The organism is Burkholderia sp. Ed8 (assembly GCF_040761425.1).
Lineage (GTDB): Bacteria > Pseudomonadota > Gammaproteobacteria > Burkholderiales > Burkholderiaceae > Burkholderia > Burkholderia seminalis.
In genome coordinates, this window is the sequence record NZ_CP142886.1 from 1,938,520 (window position 1) to 1,957,771 (window position 19,252).

The 19,252-nt window shown below is 55.0% G+C and carries 11 protein-coding genes and 1 pseudogene; 6 read left to right on the forward strand and 6 right to left on the reverse strand.

Annotated elements, in window-relative coordinates:
* Position 1: 1 nt before the first annotated feature.
* Complete coding sequence (locus tag VXM69_RS22930) at positions 2 to 1,156, reverse strand: glycosyltransferase family 4 protein (protein WP_367189256.1); 1,155 nt, start codon at positions 1,154 to 1,156, stop codon at positions 2 to 4.
* 129 nt (positions 1,157 to 1,285) lie between these two features.
* Here VXM69_RS22930 and VXM69_RS22935 point away from each other — a divergent pair, with 129 nt between their 5' ends.
* From VXM69_RS22935 to VXM69_RS22945, 3 genes are all read left to right on the forward strand, one after another.
* Positions 1,286 to 2,458: a polysaccharide biosynthesis/export family protein gene (locus VXM69_RS22935; protein WP_367189257.1), complete on the forward strand. Its 1,173-nt coding sequence runs from the start codon at positions 1,286 to 1,288 to the stop codon at positions 2,456 to 2,458.
* Positions 2,459 to 2,558: 100 nt separating this feature from the next.
* Positions 2,559 to 3,866 (forward strand): glycosyltransferase family 4 protein, encoded by a 1,308-nt coding sequence (locus VXM69_RS22940; RefSeq protein WP_367189258.1) that lies wholly within the window; start codon positions 2,559 to 2,561, stop codon positions 3,864 to 3,866.
* Between the two features lie 60 nt (positions 3,867 to 3,926).
* Entirely contained in the window at positions 3,927 to 4,907 is a 981-nt protein-coding gene (locus VXM69_RS22945; RefSeq protein ID WP_367189259.1) for a hypothetical protein, read from the forward strand.
* Between the two features lie 418 nt (positions 4,908 to 5,325).
* Here VXM69_RS22945 and VXM69_RS22950 read toward each other — a convergent pair whose 3' ends face one another.
* The 5 genes from VXM69_RS22950 to VXM69_RS22970 form a co-directional block, all read right to left on the reverse strand.
* On the reverse strand, positions 5,326 to 7,137 hold the full coding sequence (locus VXM69_RS22950) for an FkbM family methyltransferase (protein WP_367189260.1): 1,812 nt from the start codon (positions 7,135 to 7,137) through the stop codon (positions 5,326 to 5,328).
* 182 nt (positions 7,138 to 7,319) lie between these two features.
* A complete protein-coding gene (locus tag VXM69_RS22955) occupies positions 7,320 to 12,320 on the reverse strand; it encodes a glycosyltransferase (protein WP_367189261.1) in 5,001 nt (1,666 codons plus the stop codon).
* A gap of 158 nt (positions 12,321 to 12,478) precedes the next feature.
* Positions 12,479 to 13,147, reverse strand: a complete 669-nt coding sequence (locus tag VXM69_RS22960) for an ABC transporter ATP-binding protein (RefSeq protein ID WP_367189262.1) — start codon at positions 13,145 to 13,147, stop codon at positions 12,479 to 12,481.
* Entirely contained in the window at positions 13,147 to 13,947 is an 801-nt protein-coding gene (locus tag VXM69_RS22965; protein WP_089483498.1) for an ABC transporter permease, read from the reverse strand. The genes VXM69_RS22960 and VXM69_RS22965 overlap by 1 nt, the downstream gene beginning before the upstream one ends.
* A 4-nt stretch (positions 13,948 to 13,951) precedes the next feature.
* On the reverse strand, positions 13,952 to 15,106 hold the full coding sequence (locus VXM69_RS22970) for a hypothetical protein (protein ID WP_367189263.1): 1,155 nt from the start codon (positions 15,104 to 15,106) through the stop codon (positions 13,952 to 13,954).
* A gap of 631 nt (positions 15,107 to 15,737) precedes the next feature.
* Here VXM69_RS22970 and VXM69_RS22975 point away from each other — a divergent pair.
* The 3 genes and pseudogenes from VXM69_RS22975 to VXM69_RS22985 all read left to right on the forward strand — a co-directional run bounded on the left by VXM69_RS22975 (position 15,738) and on the right by VXM69_RS22985 (position 19,251).
* Positions 15,738 to 16,942, forward strand: a pseudogene (locus VXM69_RS22975) (capsule biosynthesis protein).
* Entirely contained in the window at positions 16,939 to 17,724 is a 786-nt protein-coding gene (locus tag VXM69_RS22980) for an SDR family NAD(P)-dependent oxidoreductase (protein WP_367189264.1), read from the forward strand. The pseudogene VXM69_RS22975 and the gene VXM69_RS22980 overlap by 4 nt, the downstream one beginning before the upstream one ends.
* 6 nt (positions 17,725 to 17,730) lie before the next feature.
* Positions 17,731 to 19,251, forward strand: a complete 1,521-nt coding sequence (locus VXM69_RS22985; protein ID WP_367190202.1) for an LTA synthase family protein — start codon at positions 17,731 to 17,733, stop codon at positions 19,249 to 19,251.
* The last annotated feature ends 1 nt before the right edge of the window (position 19,252 follow it).

Sequence of the window (19,252 nt, forward strand, 5' to 3'; positions counted from 1 at the left end):
TTTAATGTAACGAATCGAGAAAGCGATCAACTTGCTCGAAATGTTCGCTCCATGTCGGCGTGCGGAAGCTAGCGATTTTTTGAACCCGATGGCGACGCTCAGGGCTGTCGTATTCCATATAGGTCCGGATATTTGCATACCAGGCGGGTCCATCGAGTGGATCAAGATACGCAGGGAAATCCGACGCAATTTCGTGAAACACCGGCAGGTCACTCGCGATTACCGGCACACCAAGGCCCAAGGCTTCCACAAGCGGCATGCCGTAACCTTCGACAAAAGAAGGGAACAGCAAGGCGCGCGCGTGCTGTAGCCACGTATTGAGTTGTATATCGCTGCAATCCGATTCTTCGATGACTGCTCGACGCAACGGTTCGCAGCGTTCAAGCATATCTATAACGTTTTCGCATTCCCAGCCACGCCGGCCGATAATGACGAGCTTGGGTGCATCGTTGCCCATCTGTTCAACAAGGCGCCGCCAGACATGAAGAATGAGCCAGTGGTTCTTGCGAGGTTCGATCGTGCCCAACATGACGAAATACGGTTTGTCGATGGGGGGCTGCGATGGCGAGCACACTACTGTGCCCGGCGCGAGGCGCGCAACTACAGTAGGCGGAGGTTTTGTTATACCCGCTTTTACTGCTTCTGTTAAAAGACTCTCCAAGGTGGCATCGGAGTTCGCGATCAGTCCAGCAGCACGTCGCAGCGCAGTATCGATTCTATGACGATGCAATGCATCGACGCCAGGGCGACAAAATTCGGCGTGAGTTACAGGAATCAAATCATGAATCAAGAAGACCGGGCGAATATTTCGACGCGCCAGAGTGTCATAGTAACGACCATGCTCCATCCCATTGTGACTGGTATGTAGCAATATGCCGCCGGTCACTTCCTGTCTCGAGACGCTCTGCACGCACGCTCGCGCCACAATTTTGCGTATCGCCCAGCGGTCGATTTTTGAAGAAAGTAGTAGGTCGAAGGCCGTGCGCGTATCCGTGGCGGACAAGATGGAGCAGAAGCCCCGCTCACTCAGCACCGCACGCGCGCCCGTGCCGTATCGCTGGATGTAAGCGAGCCCGACGCGATCGACCCCGGTGGGGCGCAGTCCATCGTACAACCGCGTCATCAGGCGGGAGACGTCAAGGAAGATATTCAACACTGCTGTTACATTTGTGTGCTAGACAATCGAGACGCGTTTGCACTTCGAGCGTGGTTTTTTTGCTTCTGCGCTTCATTCTAATGGACTACGTGAGACAATTTGCGCCGAACTCAATCACGTGTGTCAAAAATGCTGCATTTGTTTCGAGGTATCGGTGGGCGATTGCTCTGCTGCGGCGTCGTATGGCTTGCAGGCTGTTCTGCAATTCCGACGTCAGGGCCAAGTAGAGCTCAGATCGATGGTGCCGGGCAGGCCCGGAATAACGCTTCCGGCATTCAAATCGTCGATGTAACGGATGAAGTTGCACGCCAGCTGTATGCAGATCGCAAGCAAACCGACTTTTTTTCGACGCTTGGCGGAGGGGCAGAATTCCAGCAGCAACTCGGGACTGGCGATACCATTTCCGTGTCGATTTGGGAGGCGCCACCCGCGGCTTTGTTTGGTACGGGCCAGCAGCTTGAGTCGGCTAGTGGCGTGAATGGCACGCGTGTTACGGTCCTGCCGGATCAGATGATCGACGCTGATGGCAATATTAATGTGCCCTTTATTGGCGCAGTCAAGGCGGCCGGTAGTACGCCTTCGCAGTTACAGGAGCGTGTCGCCGCAAGGCTGCGCGGCATGGCTCACGATCCGCAAGTTCTTGTCAAGTTGGCCAAAAATGTGACGTCGTACGTGACCATCGTCGGCGATGTCGCTGCCAGCAACAGGATGCAACTAACCGCGCGTGGCGAACGCTTACTTGATGCGTTGGCGACCGCAGGCGGGGTGCGCGAGTCGATCAACAAAGTGACGATACAGGTTACGCGGGGCAATACAGTTGTTTCGCAGCCGCTGGAAGCGATCATCCGAGATCCTCGCCAAAATGTTGTGCTGCGAGCCGGCGATGTCGTGACAGCGCTATATCAACCATACAGCTTCACGGCACTCGGGGCTACCGGTAAGAATCAAGAAATTAACTTTGAAGCGCAGGGGATCACGCTAGCACAAGCGTTGGCGCGGGCCGGGGGATTGGAGGATTCGCGCTCAGATGCACAGGGCGTTTTTATTTTTCGACTGGAAGATCAGAATGCGATCACATGGCCCAATTCACCTGTCCGAACTACGGCCGACGGAAAGGTTCCAGTTATTTATCGAGTGAACTTGCGCGACCCGAACGCCTTCTTCGTCGCACAAAGTTTCATGATGGATAACAAGGACTTGCTCTACGTCTCGAATGCGCCGGTTACCGAAATTCAAAAGGTGCTGAACCTTGTGTTTTCGGTCGCCTATCCTGTTGTCACCGGCGTCCAAACTTTCAAATAGTTGTGTACGTCCGTCGCGTTGGATGTGGGCCGTCTAAGCACGGCCGAGCGGCCCATGCGCTGGCCCTCTGATCAAGATTTCTACATTGTGACCCGTTTCAATGAATAAAGTTGTTGCTATCGACGGACACAATCTTGCGCTTCAACGCGGAACAGGTGTCGCCACTTACGCGCGTAACCTCGCGAATCATGTGAGTCAGATGGGGGGGCGCACCCAGACACTGTATGGCGCCCCCATTTCGCCGAAGTTGCTCCCGTTGCTGCGCGAGATTTCATTCTTCGACTATCTCGGTGGAACAACGCCGAATCGCAAGCTTCTCTCGACTGCCGTGTCTTACGTAAAATCGGCACTGTCTGCTCCATTCGGTTATGAGGCTAGCCCCATATCAGTTTCTGGAAAAGTGGAGATTGCTCGCTTTGCGGAGCGGTTACCGAGAGAGTCTGCTATTTGGAATGTGACAGATCTCTTCTCTGTTGCGAGGACACACTTCCGGCGCTATGGGAAGTTCCTCACGATTCGTCTTCCACAAAAGCCGGACGTGATGCATTGGACGTACCCGCTACCTATTCGTGTAGAGGGTGTGCCGAACATCTATACGATTCACGACCTCGTGCCGCTGCGGTTGCCGTATACCACTCTCGACAACAAGCGCTATTACTACCGATTGATCAAGTCTTGTCTCGAGACGAGTGCTCACATTTGTACGGTATCAGAGCGTTCCAAGACGGATATTATTGAGTTGTTCGGTACGCCAGACCAACACATCAGCAACACCTATCAGGCAGTTGACACAAGTGACGTAGCCGCTTGCAAGAGTCAGTATGACGCCGAGCTTGAGGTCGAGGGGATTTTTGGACTGGAGCCCCGGAGTTATTTCTTGTTCTTCGGGGCAATTGAACCGAAAAAGAATATCGGGCGTCTGGTCGAGGCATTTCTTTCTGCGCGCTTGAATACAAAATTGGTTATTGTTGGTTCGCTTGCTTGGAAGGCCGATGAGGAAATGAAACTCATCAACGCGATGCTGAAGCAGCGCCCCGATTTAAAGCGTCGAATTCATGTGTTCGACTACACGCCGCGTTCATTCCTGGTCAGCCTCATTCGCGCGGCCAAGGCGGTGGTGTTTCCGTCGCTATATGAAGGGTTTGGTCTGCCAGTTCTCGAGGCCATGCAGCTCGGTACGCCTACGTTATGTTCGACGGGCGGTTCGCTACCGGAAATCGCTGGAGACGCTAGTGTAGTTGTCGATCCTTACGATGTGAACTCGATTGCTCGTGGCTTGCGTCAGCTTGAACAGGATGCTGAACTGCGACATCAGCTCTCGGTAAGTGGAGTCGCACGTGCGCAAATGTTCAATTCAGCAGCCTATGCTGATCGCTTGCAGGCAATGTATAACCGCATATTGCCTTGATGTTCATATCGACCCGAGTGTACGGTCGTTTCGAGATATTTCGATAGAGGCAAGGTATCAATGATGTTTTTGAGGCGAGCAGCAAAATTGTTCGGGGGTAATCGATCGGGCAAGCCGAGTGGGATCGCAACCACAACGGCACCTGTGTTGGCCACCGAGACAATTTGTTCATTACTCGCGGCAGAGCAGCAGATCAAGTCGGTCGTTGGTACCTTGGAAAGCGGCCGCCTCGTCTCGTCAGGCGCTGCGGGTTGGTTGACCTACGGACCGTACTTAGCCTTGGAAAAAGGACGATATCGCGTCGATATCGACGGCGAGGGTACGATTGCCGATGGAGGCATATGTCTTGTTGAGGTGACCGTCGATCTGGGAAAGCACATGGTGGCTCAAGTCGAAGCAAGCACGTCAAGTCGGGGATTGGTTCGGAACCTGTTTTTCACTCTCGATACATCTTGTAAAGATCTCGAAATTCGTACACATGTTGATGCATACTCAACGGTGGCTATTGACCGGATCAGCGTGACAAAGATCATGTCTACGGAAGCAGATAGCCAGCGTCGCAAACGAGTAATTTTCGATAATGAAGAGACGATTGCGGAATTAACATCTGTTGGCTCAGACACCATTATTGTTACGTTCCAGCCATTTGATTACATTGGCTTTGAGAGGCCGGGGTTCGGCGAGGATTACTTCTCGTCCTTGGGCTTGGACGTGCTGTGCTTTAAACCGAAGCGCAATATCTGGTATCAGGATATTACCGTCGGTATGATCGAGTATTATTGTCGCGCCGTGCTCAAACAATATAGTCGACGTATTTCGTACGGTTCGAGTATGGGTGCGTACGCCGCGTTATATTTTGCTCATGCGCTCGATGTGGATAAAGTTATTGCAATTAGTCCGCAATACTCTCCGAGGCCGGTAGATACGTCATTCGAGGATCGATGGAGCGACGTGCGTTGTCGTATGGGGTACTCGCATAGATGGCGTGAGCCGATCGGGCAGTATGCGCATTTTATTTACGACTTCGAGGATGACGTCTGATCGACGTCATGTAGAGTGTCTGAAATTGGTGTTTCCAAATCACAATGACATTGCATTGCCTTTCTCTGGGCATCCGAGTGCAACTGCGCTGTTCGAATGTCGTCGGCTCAGTACGTTGATTCGCGACCTAATCGAAGATACGCCGATTTCAGTGCGCCAGCTGCGCGCGGACATTCGAAACGGGTCTCAACACTACGCTCGCTCGCTGCTCTTGGCCAGCGCCGAACGCCATGGATCGTGGGCGGTAGGTTTATTCCGACATTTTGCGCACGTGCATCGTTTCGATAAACGGTGGATTCAGTCAATGAGTTCCCTGCTTAGTGAAAAACTCATTGCCGTCGGACGCCACGGGGAGGCCTCGAAACTCGAGGCGACGGCAATGGAGGCAGATCTCTAAGCGTCACGCACATACCGACGTTTATTCGACGAATCGCAATGACGAAGCCGGATGGTCGAAACAGAGTTCAAGGTGAGTCACGCCTCCGCACGCTCGTTCTTCCGCTTCGTAACGTTCGAGCAATTGCGATAAATCCGTCATGGTTTCGTATTGGCCGTCCACGCCGATTAGATGGCAACGGTAACCGAGTTCGGCGAACACTTGCCAGTAAGCATCGGGCGTGGTGCCCGAGACGTCAGCTTGATAAGCGGGGGAGTACTCCGACAACACGACAGGTTTAAATCGATCAAGTAATCTTCTTGCGCCACGAATGACAGGAAGTTCATTGCCACCTACGGCGATCTTCACGAGATCGCAGCGGGTGAGGTCATCAAGCGCAGCGTCGGCTTGTACTGCAGAAATAAGATCGAGTTGTGAGTAGTCAACCAAATGACTCGGTATCGCGCCAACTGGCTTGACGACACAGTTGGTCGACACTAAGTTGTGAACGATTGCCAGCGTATCAAATCGCTCGTACAACGCGGTGTTATGCACCTCGATATTGGGCAGGTTGTTGATGGCGGATGCGTGCAACAGTGCAGAGAGTGCCTTGGCACTTGGGTCAAAGGCGATGACTCGCCCGGTCGGCCCAACGCGTCGTGCCGCGAGCAAACTGAAGAAACCGATGTTGGCGCCGACGTCGATGACCACGTGACCGTTATGCAGTAAGCGTTCGAACACGGGAATGAATCGCGGCCGGAAAAGTCCCCCGTCCTGAAGATAGCGGGCCGCAAAGTGTCCCTCCGGAATCGCTAGTGTGACGTCGCACGCATGGGCGAAGGTGTGCCGGCGAGTGAGTGAAGCCGCCTCAGTCTGAAAGCGTTCGAACACATAACGAAGCTGCGGTCCGAACCGATCTGCCGTGGAGAGCAAATGGAGGTTTCCGGCATCATCGTCCACCACATCGCCTGGTTGCAGATCCGCCGGCGCGATCATCGGCCATTTCGAGCAAAGTGCCAAGTTGCTCGCTTCGAATTTCAATTGCAGTCTCTCTCGGCCAGGGCGCGACAAACTGAGTTTGTTTGTGGCGCCGAAGTCCTTGAGATAAGTGGCAACCGATGCGAGCGTGCCACCCGATAGACGAGTCGCATTCAGCAATGCAATCGATTCAACGTCAATAGATTGATTTATACGTTCGAGTCCAATTGATTCAATTCGAATTCCTATTTCACTCGATAGATATGCGAGCGTATCGCGATTTCGCTTATAAGGAATAGGTTTAATGGAGCCGCGACCGAAACTGCTTGCCCATCGATCAAGTAGAAGGTCGAAATTGAAATACTGTTCGTCTTCAGCGAGATCGTGGATCATCGATTCGTTGATTTCGATCCCGTCGCAGGCGAGTGTTGAGATTCGAGAAATCAGTACGTCGAGCTGAGGTCGTATAAAGCAAATGACCTCGATTTCGTCAAAATGACGATATAGCATGCCGGCAAGTCGATCTGTTTCGTCTGTATTACGATACAAACTACTGAAATATTCGCAGCTGACGATAAAGTGTCGGCAGTTGCGGGAGAGGGCTGCGCCGACGTCGCTCTGCAGATCGCTTTCAATTGACGCGCAAAGCGCTTCGTACTGTTGCGGATTTTGAACGCCGAATGCGGCAAGTCGGTCGTCCGTCATCACATGTTGCGAGTCCCTCCCATAGAGCGAGAGCTTGCGATGGGCGTATTCGCCTAGCACTCGTGAGTACCACACACCTTGAGCGGCGAGACTGTCTCGTTGGTGTGCTAGCGTGAGTTGCAGTGAAGAACTTCCCGTCTTCTCAGTGCCAATGTGGAGAATCAGCTTCATAGAAATAGATCGGTGCGATCGCAATTCGTATCTTGCGGTAGACACCGGTGGTAGCGAAACGGCGCAATGCGGCCGGTTCGCGAGGATATCGTCTTACGGACGTGGGGGACCTTCCACGTCCAGGATTGAATCGACCATGACCAACATCGTGCGCGCGGTAGATTCGCGCGCACGATGGAGTTTCAGGTAAGCAGCACAAAGCTGGGGAACGCACGCGACAACCGTCGCTTCTCAAGCGAACGGAGATTCTCACCGGTCATCTCATCAGCCTGTGTATCGCTTATTTCCTCGAGCGCGGACTGTACGCGCTGCATTGTCGTCAACCAGCCGGCGCGATCGGGGATATTGTCGATCACATGAACTCCATCGGCGGTGGTCGCCAATTGACTGATTCTGGCGATAGCCTCGTATGGGTCGATCGACGACAACGCAAGATGCTCCTCTAGTGACGGATCGCGCTTGAAGAGCTTGCGATAAACCGCGATTGCACGATAGATAGCAGGATACGTACACAATTCCGAGAGATGATAACGGCGTCGCGAATGCTGGATTTGGCCGGGAACCGGTGCCTGGAGATACAGGTGAGCTTGCAAGTCACCGACCGCGCTGCGTGTCGCGCGCGCTGTGTTTGCAATGCGTACGATTGCGCGTAAAACGGACATTCGTGCAGCGATATCGTCGGCGGGCATGGCGTTCAGTTCTGCACGTTCGAAATCGGATGGACGACGCTTGGCGATGGCAAGCATGGCCGTGTCGATGAAGTCAGCTTGGTCGAGTAACAGTAGCGAAAGGGCGCTGACGAGTCGGTTGCCATCTACAGCGGAGAGTTCGGAGCTCGCGAGCAGATCTGCATGACCGGGATCAACTGCGAGATCCAGTGGGCGTCCCTGCGTTAGCGCCTTGCAAGCAACATCAAAAATCGCTGCCAGTCGAATATCAAGGGATTCACCTTCGGTAGCTGCAAACGATTCGAGTTCAGTCGATGTGGGCAGTCGATCAAACTGAGACGTATAGAGCGTCTTTACTGCGGTGCGTGCTGGGAGCGCGAGTAGATCCGATACGATGATTGCGGATCCTGCACTCGGAATGCGTGCAGCACGACTCTCGGTATTCAATACAGCCAACGCGTCGCGATAGACCGCTTCGATCGTATTTTCGTCACGAAACGCTCGCAACCGGCCGAGAACTTGCGCGTAATAGGTTGGATTCGACAACCTGCGAAGAACGGTCGGCAATTCGGCATCCGTCGAAAAAATGACGCCCGCAGCCATGTCCTCGAACTGGTCTTCCGGGGACGTAACGACCGGCCGATCGGCCGTCATCGCGACACGAGCGGAGCCGGTAGTTGCCCAGTACGAAATCGGGCCTTGCGGGAAATACACGACGTCACCCGAGCGCAACGTTTCGAGAATTTCTTCGTCGGTTTGGAAGTCAAAAGTGACCTTGCCCGCCACACCCATATTCGCAACCAATTCTCGAGCTCGGTGTGCCCGCTCAGCGGAATCGCATGCGAAGTTGGCTACAAGACGACTATTCGACTCAACACACGCCTGGAGAATTCGATCGATTCGCTTATGAGGGGATAGAAAGCCGAAGGACGATACGGTCAGAGTATCTCCTTCCGCACGTGCGGAGGTTTCAACAGGAACGATCGGTGACGTCACATGAATGCCGTGCTCAACGAATATTGCACGAGTATTGCGCGCCGCTGCACTGCTCAGAGTAACGACAGGAATAGTCGAGTTAAACAGCACTTGACTGCGCTCACGTAGATCGGGCTTGTTCATGTCGATTGTATGCATCACGACAGCTGATCTGACGGTCGGGTAACGCACTGCATAGTCTTCGAGTCGCTCGATCAATTCTCCAGTCGTATCTGGTCCCGCAAGAGACGGATTGAAGGAATCGTACAGCCCGTATTCATGTTGCACAAATACATAGCCGTAGCGGCCCGTCGCCAGATACGGCTCACATTCGTCGACCCCGCGTACGATCACGGCGTCCCTACCTTGTCCCCGCATGGCGGCCGCAACGTGCGATGTGTAGCTCGCGATGCCGCATTGTTTTCCGTAGCTCGCGCATACCTGAATGACACCTGCAATTTGCGTCGTTCTCGGAATCGGCAAGACCGGCTTGTTGCCCGACGCGAGCAGACGCGCGTCGACTAACGAGACGATGTGCTCGGTCGTGGCGCTCCATTTCCGACGTTGGTAGTGCTCGCGGATGTAGGCTTCGCGCTCGGTGCGCTTCAAATGATCGTAGACATATTGGGTCACCAGAGCAATGAATGCCTCTTCGTCGGTCGGTGAGAAATAGTCCGCGCAATCTCCGCCGACTTCCGGCATTGATGTCGTCGCCGATGCGAGACAAACCTTCCCGTGAGACAAGGCTTCAGCGATAGGTAAGCCCCAGCCTTCGCACAGACTTGGGAACACGGTGAATAAGCAATTATCGTAGAGCTTGTCCAGACTCGCATCATCGACGTTATGCAAGAGGACGACCTTGCCGCCGGCATATTGCGTTGCGCGAAGCTCTGCCTCGATTGCGGTCATGCCATCGCCTGGCGAGCCGACGAACACGAGCGTAGGGCAATCCCCACCGCTCAGCTTGCGCAACCTGTCCCACGCACGGACGAGGAATCCGTGATTCTTGCGTTTGCCAAGTGCTGACACGAACATGACATACCCAGCACTTTTGGCGAGGCGAAGCACGGACGCGACTTTTGCTTCGTCGACACGCTGTTTCCGCGGGAGGCAGCGATAATCGTCGCCGAGTTCGACCTTGATGGTTTCGATTGGCTGGCGGCTGGTTTCGGCGCAGAACTGCTGAATTTCTCGCCCGGAGTGGTTCGAGTTGACCATGACCAGATCAGCTTGATCGAGTGCGGGCCCTATCCAGTAGCGGAAGATGGCCGCCCATTTTTCACTGACAAGCGCGGGATAGTACAGCTGTAACAGATCGTGGATGTATATTGCGACACGTGCTCCGGCTCGTTTGTATTCATCGAGAATCGAGTTATTTGCATCGTAGTGCCACGCCGAACCGAGAATAACGACGATATCGTGTGGACTTGACTCGAATGCTTTCTCGCCATTCGTCAGCGTGCGCTGGACGAACGGGTTGGGTTTTTTCTGCGATGCTTCACCGAAACTCGATGGGAAGATGGCCGATGTGAAGTCCGTCTGGTTGACTTCGACAGCGATCGTTTTCCAGTTCACGAGTACAAGATTGCCCTTCCAGCTTTCGAACAATTCCAGTACGACTTCGACAATCGTGCGCTCGATTCCGCCAGGTGCAGCGGACGCGGCAACAACGGTTGCGAGGCTTGTCACGTCCAGCACAAGACGCGTATCAGTGGGCTGGTCAGGTGGGCGAATGGAGCGAACCGCGTCGCGCCAGGCTGCAAATCGGCTGGTCCATTCAGGAAAACGCATCGCGAGGTCTTCGCGAGTAAGCAGATCTGCTGCGGCATTGAATTCTCGAGCGCCGAGCAACGCTTCGTACTCGAGTTCGATGCCACGCGGGTAGTGTGGGAACAGGTAATTGTAGGTACGCGCGGAATCGAGCGCCTCCTGCCAGTTGCGTTCTCGAATCGACATCATCGCGCGCAGTTCAAGATAAAACGCGCAATTCGGCCAGATTTCCGCGATTTCTTCGCATATCGCGCGGGAATTCTGGAAATCCCCGACGTTGAAGTGCAGCCAAGTTAGGCGAGTGTATGCGTTGAACAGGGGATTGGCCATATCGGGTGATCCCGGCTCATCGCTACGGGTGCGGCGCAGCAGCGAAGTCAGGCGCCGACCGGCTTCGATCGCTCGGGTCTGATGCTCCAAGCCAGTACTGAGGTCGAGCGCATCCTCCAGCAGATCACGATCCTCCGGAAAACGTTCGAGTGCACTCCACACCACTTTTTCTGCGTCGTCGAGTTTGTTGCACTCGCGCAGGGCCGCTGCACACCGTAGCCAGAATTCTTTGCGGCCAGGCGCGATAGTCAGTATTCGGTTCCACAGTGACTCGACTTCTGTTTGTTGGCGAGCGTCGCGTGCAATATCGGCCACCGCGACGAGAGGCTCCGCTGCCAGCGGATGGCGTCCGGCAATCTTCAGCAATGCGTCGCGGTAATCCTGTGCGGAGCGCCCGACATTTTCCAACCTGGCCGTCTCGATGTGCGCTCGAACAAAATCGGGTTGAAAGTGCAGCAAACCGCGCCAGGTTGCCAATGCTATCGAACGGCGACCAGCAGCCTCTTCGCATTCCGCGAGCATGGCAAGCACACTCGTATCCCGAGGCTGCCGTGCGAGCGCTTGCCGTAGTGTCTGGCACGCGTCATCTGCGCGGCCGAGTGCCAGCAAGACACTTGCATGGGTCAAATGGAGATTGGGTGACGAATCCATAACGATAGCGAGCCGGCTGAATTCGAGCGCCGCGGGATAATCGGCACGGCTTTTCAGAACGCGCGCCTTCGTTTCCGCAACGAGCGCCGAGCCTGGCCACCTCTCCTGCGCGTCGTCGATAATGGACTCGGCTGTACGCAAGTCTCCCATTTCGATCAGGACATTGGTCCGCTGCAGGGAGGCATTTAAGTCTTCGGGGTCGAGTTCCGCTGCACGAGTCCAGTACTCGAAAGCGCGCATCAGATCGTGGCGTCGGTACGCGCATTCCGCAAGGCCGGCGGCAACATCGAAACGAGTGATGCCATCGCTGGAGACCGCCTGGAGAATCGTCTCGGCCCGTGTGAAATCGCCGGTGCGTAGCCGGGCATGGGCTTCGCAGACATTGAATTCAACCCGGTTCGTCAGCGTAGCGGCGTGATGCCAAGCGTCTGCTTCAGCAGAATGATCGCCAAGAAAATGGCAAGCGCGTGCCAGGAGCTCATGCACGCTCGCGTCATTCGGGAATTCATTTTTCGCAAGATCGAGAATTCGCCGTGCGATCCGATAGCTCTCGTGCTTCAAATATTCTTCGCATAGTTCCTTGATGGCACCCGTATGCGTACGTCGCTTCGCATCTTCGATCAGGTCGCGTACGAGTTCATCAGCGGCCGGATCGTTCTCGCGGATTATCGCCGAGGATGATTGAAACCCTTCGGTGGCAACGTCATATGTCACTACGTTGACGTTATCGGCTTGTGATGCCCGAGCCGGTTCTGTGGTGGCGTCAGTTTTGCGCTTCTTGAAAATCACGGTGGGGCTCCAATGCGTGCGTGATCGGATTTGCGAAAGTCTTGCTCGGGATGTTGTCTAATGCACAACGGCGACAGGCGAGATGTCAGCCTACTTGTTGTCTTGTTGAGTGAATTTGACGATGCGGCACGTGTTCGACGAAAGAAGGCGGTCTAAACTTATGAATGAACAGGTTGACCCGTGATTTCGTGATAGAAATCAAATGCCGAGTCCACATCCAGGAACTCACGCAGCACTCCTTTCTCAAGTACACAAGCGCGCGTGCAGTGTTCACGGATGGTATTGGGATCATGTGACACCATAATCATCGCTCGATCGCGACGTTTTTCAAAAAGTTCTTGATGACATTTGGCGCGGAAACGTGCGTCACCGACTGCTATAACTTCGTCGATAAGAAAGCAATCGAATTCGATCGCCATCGACATCGCGAACGCGAGTCGAGCAAGCATGCCGCTCGAATATTTCTTCACCGGCTCTCGCAGATACGTTCCCAGTTCGGTGAAACTTTCCACAAAAGGTAGAGCAGCCTCGTAAGATGCGCCGTAGACTCGACAGGCGAATCGCAGATTATCCAGACCTGTCAAACTTCCTTGGAATCCACCTGAAAAGGCGAGCGGCCAAGACACGCTCATTGCTCGTTCGATGGCACCCGAAGTCGGTAATTCGGAGCCACTGATCAGACGGACCAGTGTTGATTTCCCCGCACCGTTGCGACCAAGGATGCCGATGCGTTCGGAGGGCTCGATTGTAAGATTGATATGGTCGAGAATTAACCGTTTGCCATTGCGTGTGCTGTAGTGTTTCGACACGTCTTGAAGATTTAACATCAGTGTTCCACTCTTGTCGACACGTCTCTCACAACCGCAAGTCCGATCCACGTGAGGAAAGCACAGACCATGATCGTATAGGGAACGTCGTAGTATGGCGTAATCTGTGAGCCGAAGTAACCGTAGCGAAATAATTCCACGCAGTTCGGCGCAGGAAACAACATTGCGATATCACGCAGGTTGGGAGGAAGCCAACTCGCCATAACGAAGGCGCCGGATACGGGAAGTTGGAAGTAGGAAATCGGGTGCCAGAGTCTTTCGACGAGTTCGCTGTATTCGCACAGTCCACCGATCAGCAGGCCAAGTGCAGCCGAGTACCAGCATAACAACACCCAGCCGGCTGCCATGTTCAGGACATCGGCGGGTGGGTCGATTATCCCTATCGCGATCAGCGTGCTGGTCAACACCAGCATCGACAGCGTTGTACCGACAATCTCAAGTGTGATGCGCGCGAAAAATAGGTCGATAACGCGAACGTTGCGGTGGAACAGCAAGGCTGCATTAGGCTCGACGGCCAACGTGCATCGTCCAATCGTATTGCGCCAGACTAGGACCGTGGAGTAGCTGGTGACCGCAAAGGCTGTCACGTTGATCTCGTGTCCTTGCCCCGTCTCGTGTAGCAGGTTCCAAAGTGCCGCGATACCGACCGTGAACAACATCGGTTCTGCAAACAGCCATGCGAAACCAATATTGTGACGACCGTAGCGCGTAATGATTTCGCGCATGGTTAGCGCGAAAACCACTCGCATCTGAATTTTGAGCGAGGTAAGCAGTGAAGGATATGGCCGAGGAGACGACATGACGTCAGTGCTGGTGTTCGCGCACGCTTGCAATCAGCAGGCTGAGTGAGGCCCACGCCACGATGCCGAGCACAAACACAGTAACAATGCCGCGGATGCGTTTGGGCTCGATCGCCACATCGGGCCTGTTAGGTTCGACAAGACGCTCAAGATACAGCTGCTTGCGATTTGCTTCCACTCTTGCGTTTTGAAGAGCGGTCATTGCCGCATCCAGTTGGCGATCGGCAAATTGAGCATCGAGCTGCAGGCGTGCGTAATTGGCGGCCTTCGCGGAAAGGGAGTCTTTGCTTCCGGCGACACCGACGGTTGTATTCGCGATTTGCTTTTCGAGCGTCTGAATATTCGTCTTCAGCACCGGAATCTGCGGGTTCTGCGGAGCGATTGACTGAAGCTGGATGAGTTGGTTTTGGGCTGTCAGCAGCTGATTCTGCAGACCGGTGATTTGCTGCAATTGCAAAGCGGACTGACGTTCTGGGTCGAACACAGAAAAAGAATTGCGATAGGCCGCTACGGTTGCGGCCGCGTCTTTCGCTTTTGTCGCTGCAGAGTCCACTTGCTGTTGTGCAAATCTGACCGTATCTGCCGCCGCACGCTGATTCATGCGATTCACAAGGCGCTCGCTCATCGCAATCAGATCTTCATTGATCTTCTGCGCATCTTGTGCAGTGTACGAGCGCACCTGCAGGGTCGTGATTGCTGACGTCGAATCCAGATCGACGGAGACGATTTGCTTGCCGTAGTAGCGCCACAGTGCTTCGAAACTATCGTCGAAATAACGTGAAAAGCGGCTGATTACGTCGCCGTGCTGGCTGTAGGCGTCAAGAATATAGTTACCCCGATTCAGCTCGCGCAGTGCATCGCGGGATCGAATGTAGTCGACTACGGAGTATGTGTCGTCTTGCGCGCGTGCCGCGCCAGTCCCTTGCAGCAGAGAGCTGAGAAGGCTTGTCTGGCTTTGACGCTGCGGACTGCGGACGACGAACCGAGATTCGGAAACATAGATGTCCGACGCGACGAGTCCGTAGTAGGCCGTGGCGATGATGGTCGGGGCCAGAACGGTAAGTGCAAACAACGTGTTGATTCGTTTGAGCCGCGCCACTACACCTTTATCGTTGCCGCCTAACGACGACGCCGAATACTTTTCCGATAGCGTTTTCAACGTCTTGTCCAAACTCAATTGCCAAAGGTCTTGGGATGCCGGGGGCGCCGCTCGCGTCCACCGTCAAGGGCATGGCGCCACCAGCGCAGGGTATGCGTGGTGGATTGCTTCGCGACCCAGCGCTCGTGCCGCTGCACCTCTGGCAGACGACGTTCACACCGAAATTCGGGCGAGTGATTATAGCCAGCGCCATAATTTTGCGCTATCTGAGTGTGGTTTTTCGCACCTGACTCAGCGGTGTCATTTGTGTAATTTTTTCGAATGTGAGCGGTAAGGCTTGCAAGTGATTTGGTGATTCTGCGGGACGGATTCGGGTGATTTCAGCGGGGCGGGCCTGATGGCGTGTGCATGCCGATCAGTGGTGTTGCCTGATCCGGCCCAGCATGATGGCGGTGGGGGTGTACAGCGCGGGGCGCCTATTATAGCCAAGTTGCGTGACTTGCGTCACCGCATTTTTGTTTGAGTGCGCGATTTTGTTCGCGCTAATGTTTTTGGCGCTGTCGAATGCGATAATTGCTAGCGGTGGCGCTCGGGTGATTTCCACGTCCGGTTCATATATATAGTGTGGATGCCGTGAGAGGCGAAAGCGTCTCGGATTCTTGTGCGCCCACACTGCTCGCAACATTCTTTCATGCGTCGCTCATATCTTGCGCTTCAGGGTACGGCCTCCCCTTTTTTTCCAAGCTCGCCGAGGCTTTGCGCATGCGCGGCCATGCAGTACAGAAGGTCAATTTTTGTGGAGGAGATCTTCTATACGGTGGGGCCGCGCGCCACGCGATGAATTACGAAGGGCGCCTTGGCGAACTGCCGGCATGGTATTCGGACGTAATCGGACGAGGTGGCTTCACCGATGTGCTGATGTTCGGCGACTGTCGCGAGGTTCATGTCCCTGCGCACGCGATGGCGCAGAAGGCGGGCATGCGTGTGCATGTATTCGAAGAGGGCTATGTGCGGCCGCACTGGCTGACGTTGGAGCGCCATGGAGTCAACGGTCGCTCCCTGTTACCTAGAGATCCGGATTGGTATCGTGACCGGCGCAAGGAGACGCCAGCAAGTCCGCCTGCCGCGCCGACCGGCTATAACCTTCGCGAGCGAGCCTTTCACGATATCGCTTATCGTAGCGCCAATACGCTATTTTCGCGCCGATTCCCGCACTATCGTAGTCATCGGCCACATAACGGATTCGTGGAGTATGTCGGGCTCGCCTGGCGTGCACTTGCGCAGCGCCGGTTTGAGCGTGATGCGGGCCGGGTAACGGATCAACTGCTTCGTGCAACTGATGGCTACTTCTTGTTCCCGCTGCAACTCAATTCGGATGCTCAACTCGTCGTGCATTCTCCGTTTGGCGGAACCCGGCCAGCGGTCGATCAAGTACTACGCTCATTCGCTGCCCATGCCGATTCAAACGTCCGGCTCGTGGTCAAGAATCATCCGTTGGATACGGGGCTAATCGATCACCGGAGCCATGTGCTTCTGCTTGCGCAGGAATTGGGGGTCGCCGACCGCGTTACCTTCATCGACGCGGGGCACTTGCCGACCTTGCTCGAGTATGCCCGGGGCGTGATCGTCGTAAACAGTACGGTTGGGTTGTCAGCCCTTCATCATCGGCGGCCACTCATCGCTCTCGGGCACGCAATCTACGATATGCAGGGGCTGACGTGGCAGGGCGGTCTTGATGATTTCTGGAAAGCCGAATTTGAACCCGATCGTGAGCTTTACCAGGCATTTCTTGACTACGTTATTCATCACACGCAAATCAACGGAGACTTCTATACCCGTACTGGGATCGAACGGGCGATTCGAGGTGCTGTGTCACGGCTCGAGGCTTCGGAATGAGTAATGCGGTGTCAACGAATATTGTAATCACTGGCGCAAGCAACGGGTTAGGACGGGCACTTGCCCTCGAGTATGCGGCGCCGGGCATTGTATTGGGTTTGATTGGGCGCGACGACGAGCGACTCGAGAGCGTAGCGCGCGAGTGCCGCGCTCGTGGTGCGTCGACGCGCGTCGGTCGCGTCGACGTTCGGGATGCAACCGCCATGGCCGATTGGTTGTGCGCTTTTGACGATTTCGCTCCGATCGACTTATTGATCTCAAATGCTGGGGTGGCAAGTACGCTTGCATCGGCGAGTGATTGGGAAGGGTTGGAGCGCACAGCGACGATTGTGAATACCAACTTTTTCGGTGTTGTTCATTGCGTACTCCCTGTTATAGAGCGGATGCGCATGCGAAGAAGTGGACAGATTGCAATGATCAGTTCGCTCGCCGCATTCCGCGGAATGGCTATTTCGCCGGCATATTGTGCGAGCAAGTCAGCGGTTAGGGCCTATGCCGACTCGGTGCGGCCACTGCTTGTGCGGGAGGGGATTGCAGTTTCTCTTGTGTTTCCGGGTTTCGTCCGAACAGCGATGAGTGACGTCTTTCCAGGCGACAAACCGTTCATGTGGAGCGCAGAACGCGCTGCTCGGTTCATTCGGCGCAAAGTCGACAAGCGCCGAGCGGAGATCGCATTCCCCATGGCACTCGCTGTTGGCATGCGGTTGTTGTCGATATTGCCTGCCAGGGTAGCCGATGCCATTTTGGACGGGCTTTCCTATCTGCCTCGCAAGGAGGTTTAGTTGACAGTGCCGCAGACAGCGATTGCCGCGTTCGCGTTTATCGCGTCGTTTTTGCTCGACCGATTGGCGTTACCTCGTGCAGGGGCGGGCCGACCGCTGGAAGCGGTCAGCCTGCATCTCGCTGCATTGACATTCATCGGATCGCTGGTCTTGCTCATTACCACGCGGCCGATCCTTTCGGCGTGTGCTGCACTAGTAATTCTTGCTCTGCTGGCGCTTGTTAGCAATGCAAAGTATGAGTCGCTGCGCGAACCATTCGTTTTTACGGATCTGAGCCTGTTCAGCCAATTGTTCGCGCATCCCCGGTTGTACCTGCCATTTTTGAGCGTTGGCAAGGTAATCGTAATCGTAATTGGCGTTGCGTTTCTGGTGAGCGGTTTTTTTGCTGAGCGCCCGTTCGACGGGCCGCTCTGGCCAGTGATGGCGCTCCTCGTGGCGTCCGCAGTCGCAACCTGTTGGTTGGCAGCACGCTTGCCGCTTACGCTGGATGCCGGCGCTGACCAGCAGCGGCATGGATTTTTTACAGTATTCGTCGCGTATCTGCTGAACGGCCTGCGGCCCGCGACGCTGCGTGCGTTCGAACACGCTGCGCAGACAGGTCCGTACGCATCGGGCGCACTGACTGCGGGCCCTGACGTGATCGTGATCCAGAGCGAGTCGTATTTCGACGCGCGTTGCCTTGGCACGGGGATCGAGCCCGTGAACTACCGTCATCTGGACATCGCGCGCCGGGAGTCCAGCTACCACGGCGAATTGATCGTGCCCGCGTGGGGGGCGAATACGATGCGTACGGAGTTTGCGATGCTGAGCGGATTGACGCCTGCACGTCTCGGTTACGCTCGTTTCTATCCTTACGCTTTCGTGCGGCGCGCGTGCACCACACTCGCAGCTTGGTTCCAGCACGGCGGTTACACGACTGTCGCGATTCATCCGTACTATGCAGACTTCTTCGGAAGGAACAGGGTCTTTCCGTTGCTGGGATTCGATAAATTTCTGGATATCGAATATTTTTCCGATTCGCCGCGAGCGGGACCATATATTGCCGATTCGGCCGTACTGGATACCGTCATCGATGTGCTGGACGAGCCCCGGAGCGCGCCACGCTTCATCTTCGCAATGACAATGGAAAACCACGGCCCCCTGCACCTGGAGCAGGTTTTACCCGGAGAATCGTCTTCGAGGCATACTCTTGGCGAAGACGCCTCCTGGCGCGACCTGACCGCATATCTACGGCACATTGAAAATGCCGACGCGATGATCGGCCGCTTGCTCGATCATTTGCGTACCAGCGATCGTGAAACAGTCGTTTGTTTCTACGGCGACCACGTTCCCGCGCTGCCTCATGTATTCGAAAAACTAGGCGTTACACCGCAAAACAGCGACTACTTCATATGGCGGAACTACGGCACGGATACTCCCGAACGCCGTGACCTGGCTGCCGAAGAACTCGGGTCGGTACTTTTGCATGTGGTACAAGATGACGGAAATCGCGTGGAAGAGCCGCACGCATCCGAGAAAGCGACATAAA

What these genes read in the sequence shown, in the direction of transcription:
- VXM69_RS22960 (WP_367189262.1), bottom strand. Translation starts at nt 13,147, where the DNA reads ATGTTAAATCTTCAAGACGTGTCGAAACACTACAGCACACGCAATGGC.
- VXM69_RS22935 (WP_367189257.1), top strand. Translation starts at nt 1,286, where the DNA reads ATGCTGCATTTGTTTCGAGGTATCGGTGGGCGATTGCTCTGCTGCGGC.
- VXM69_RS22950 (WP_367189260.1), bottom strand. Translation starts at nt 7,137, where the DNA reads ATGAAGCTGATTCTCCACATTGGCACTGAGAAGACGGGAAGTTCTTCA.
- VXM69_RS22980 (WP_367189264.1), top strand. Translation starts at nt 16,939, where the DNA reads ATGAGTAATGCGGTGTCAACGAATATTGTAATCACTGGCGCAAGCAAC.
- VXM69_RS22945 (WP_367189259.1), top strand. Translation starts at nt 3,927, where the DNA reads ATGATGTTTTTGAGGCGAGCAGCAAAATTGTTCGGGGGTAATCGATCG.
- VXM69_RS22940 (WP_367189258.1), top strand. Translation starts at nt 2,559, where the DNA reads ATGAATAAAGTTGTTGCTATCGACGGACACAATCTTGCGCTTCAACGC.
- VXM69_RS22965 (WP_089483498.1), bottom strand. Translation starts at nt 13,947, where the DNA reads ATGTCGTCTCCTCGGCCATATCCTTCACTGCTTACCTCGCTCAAAATT.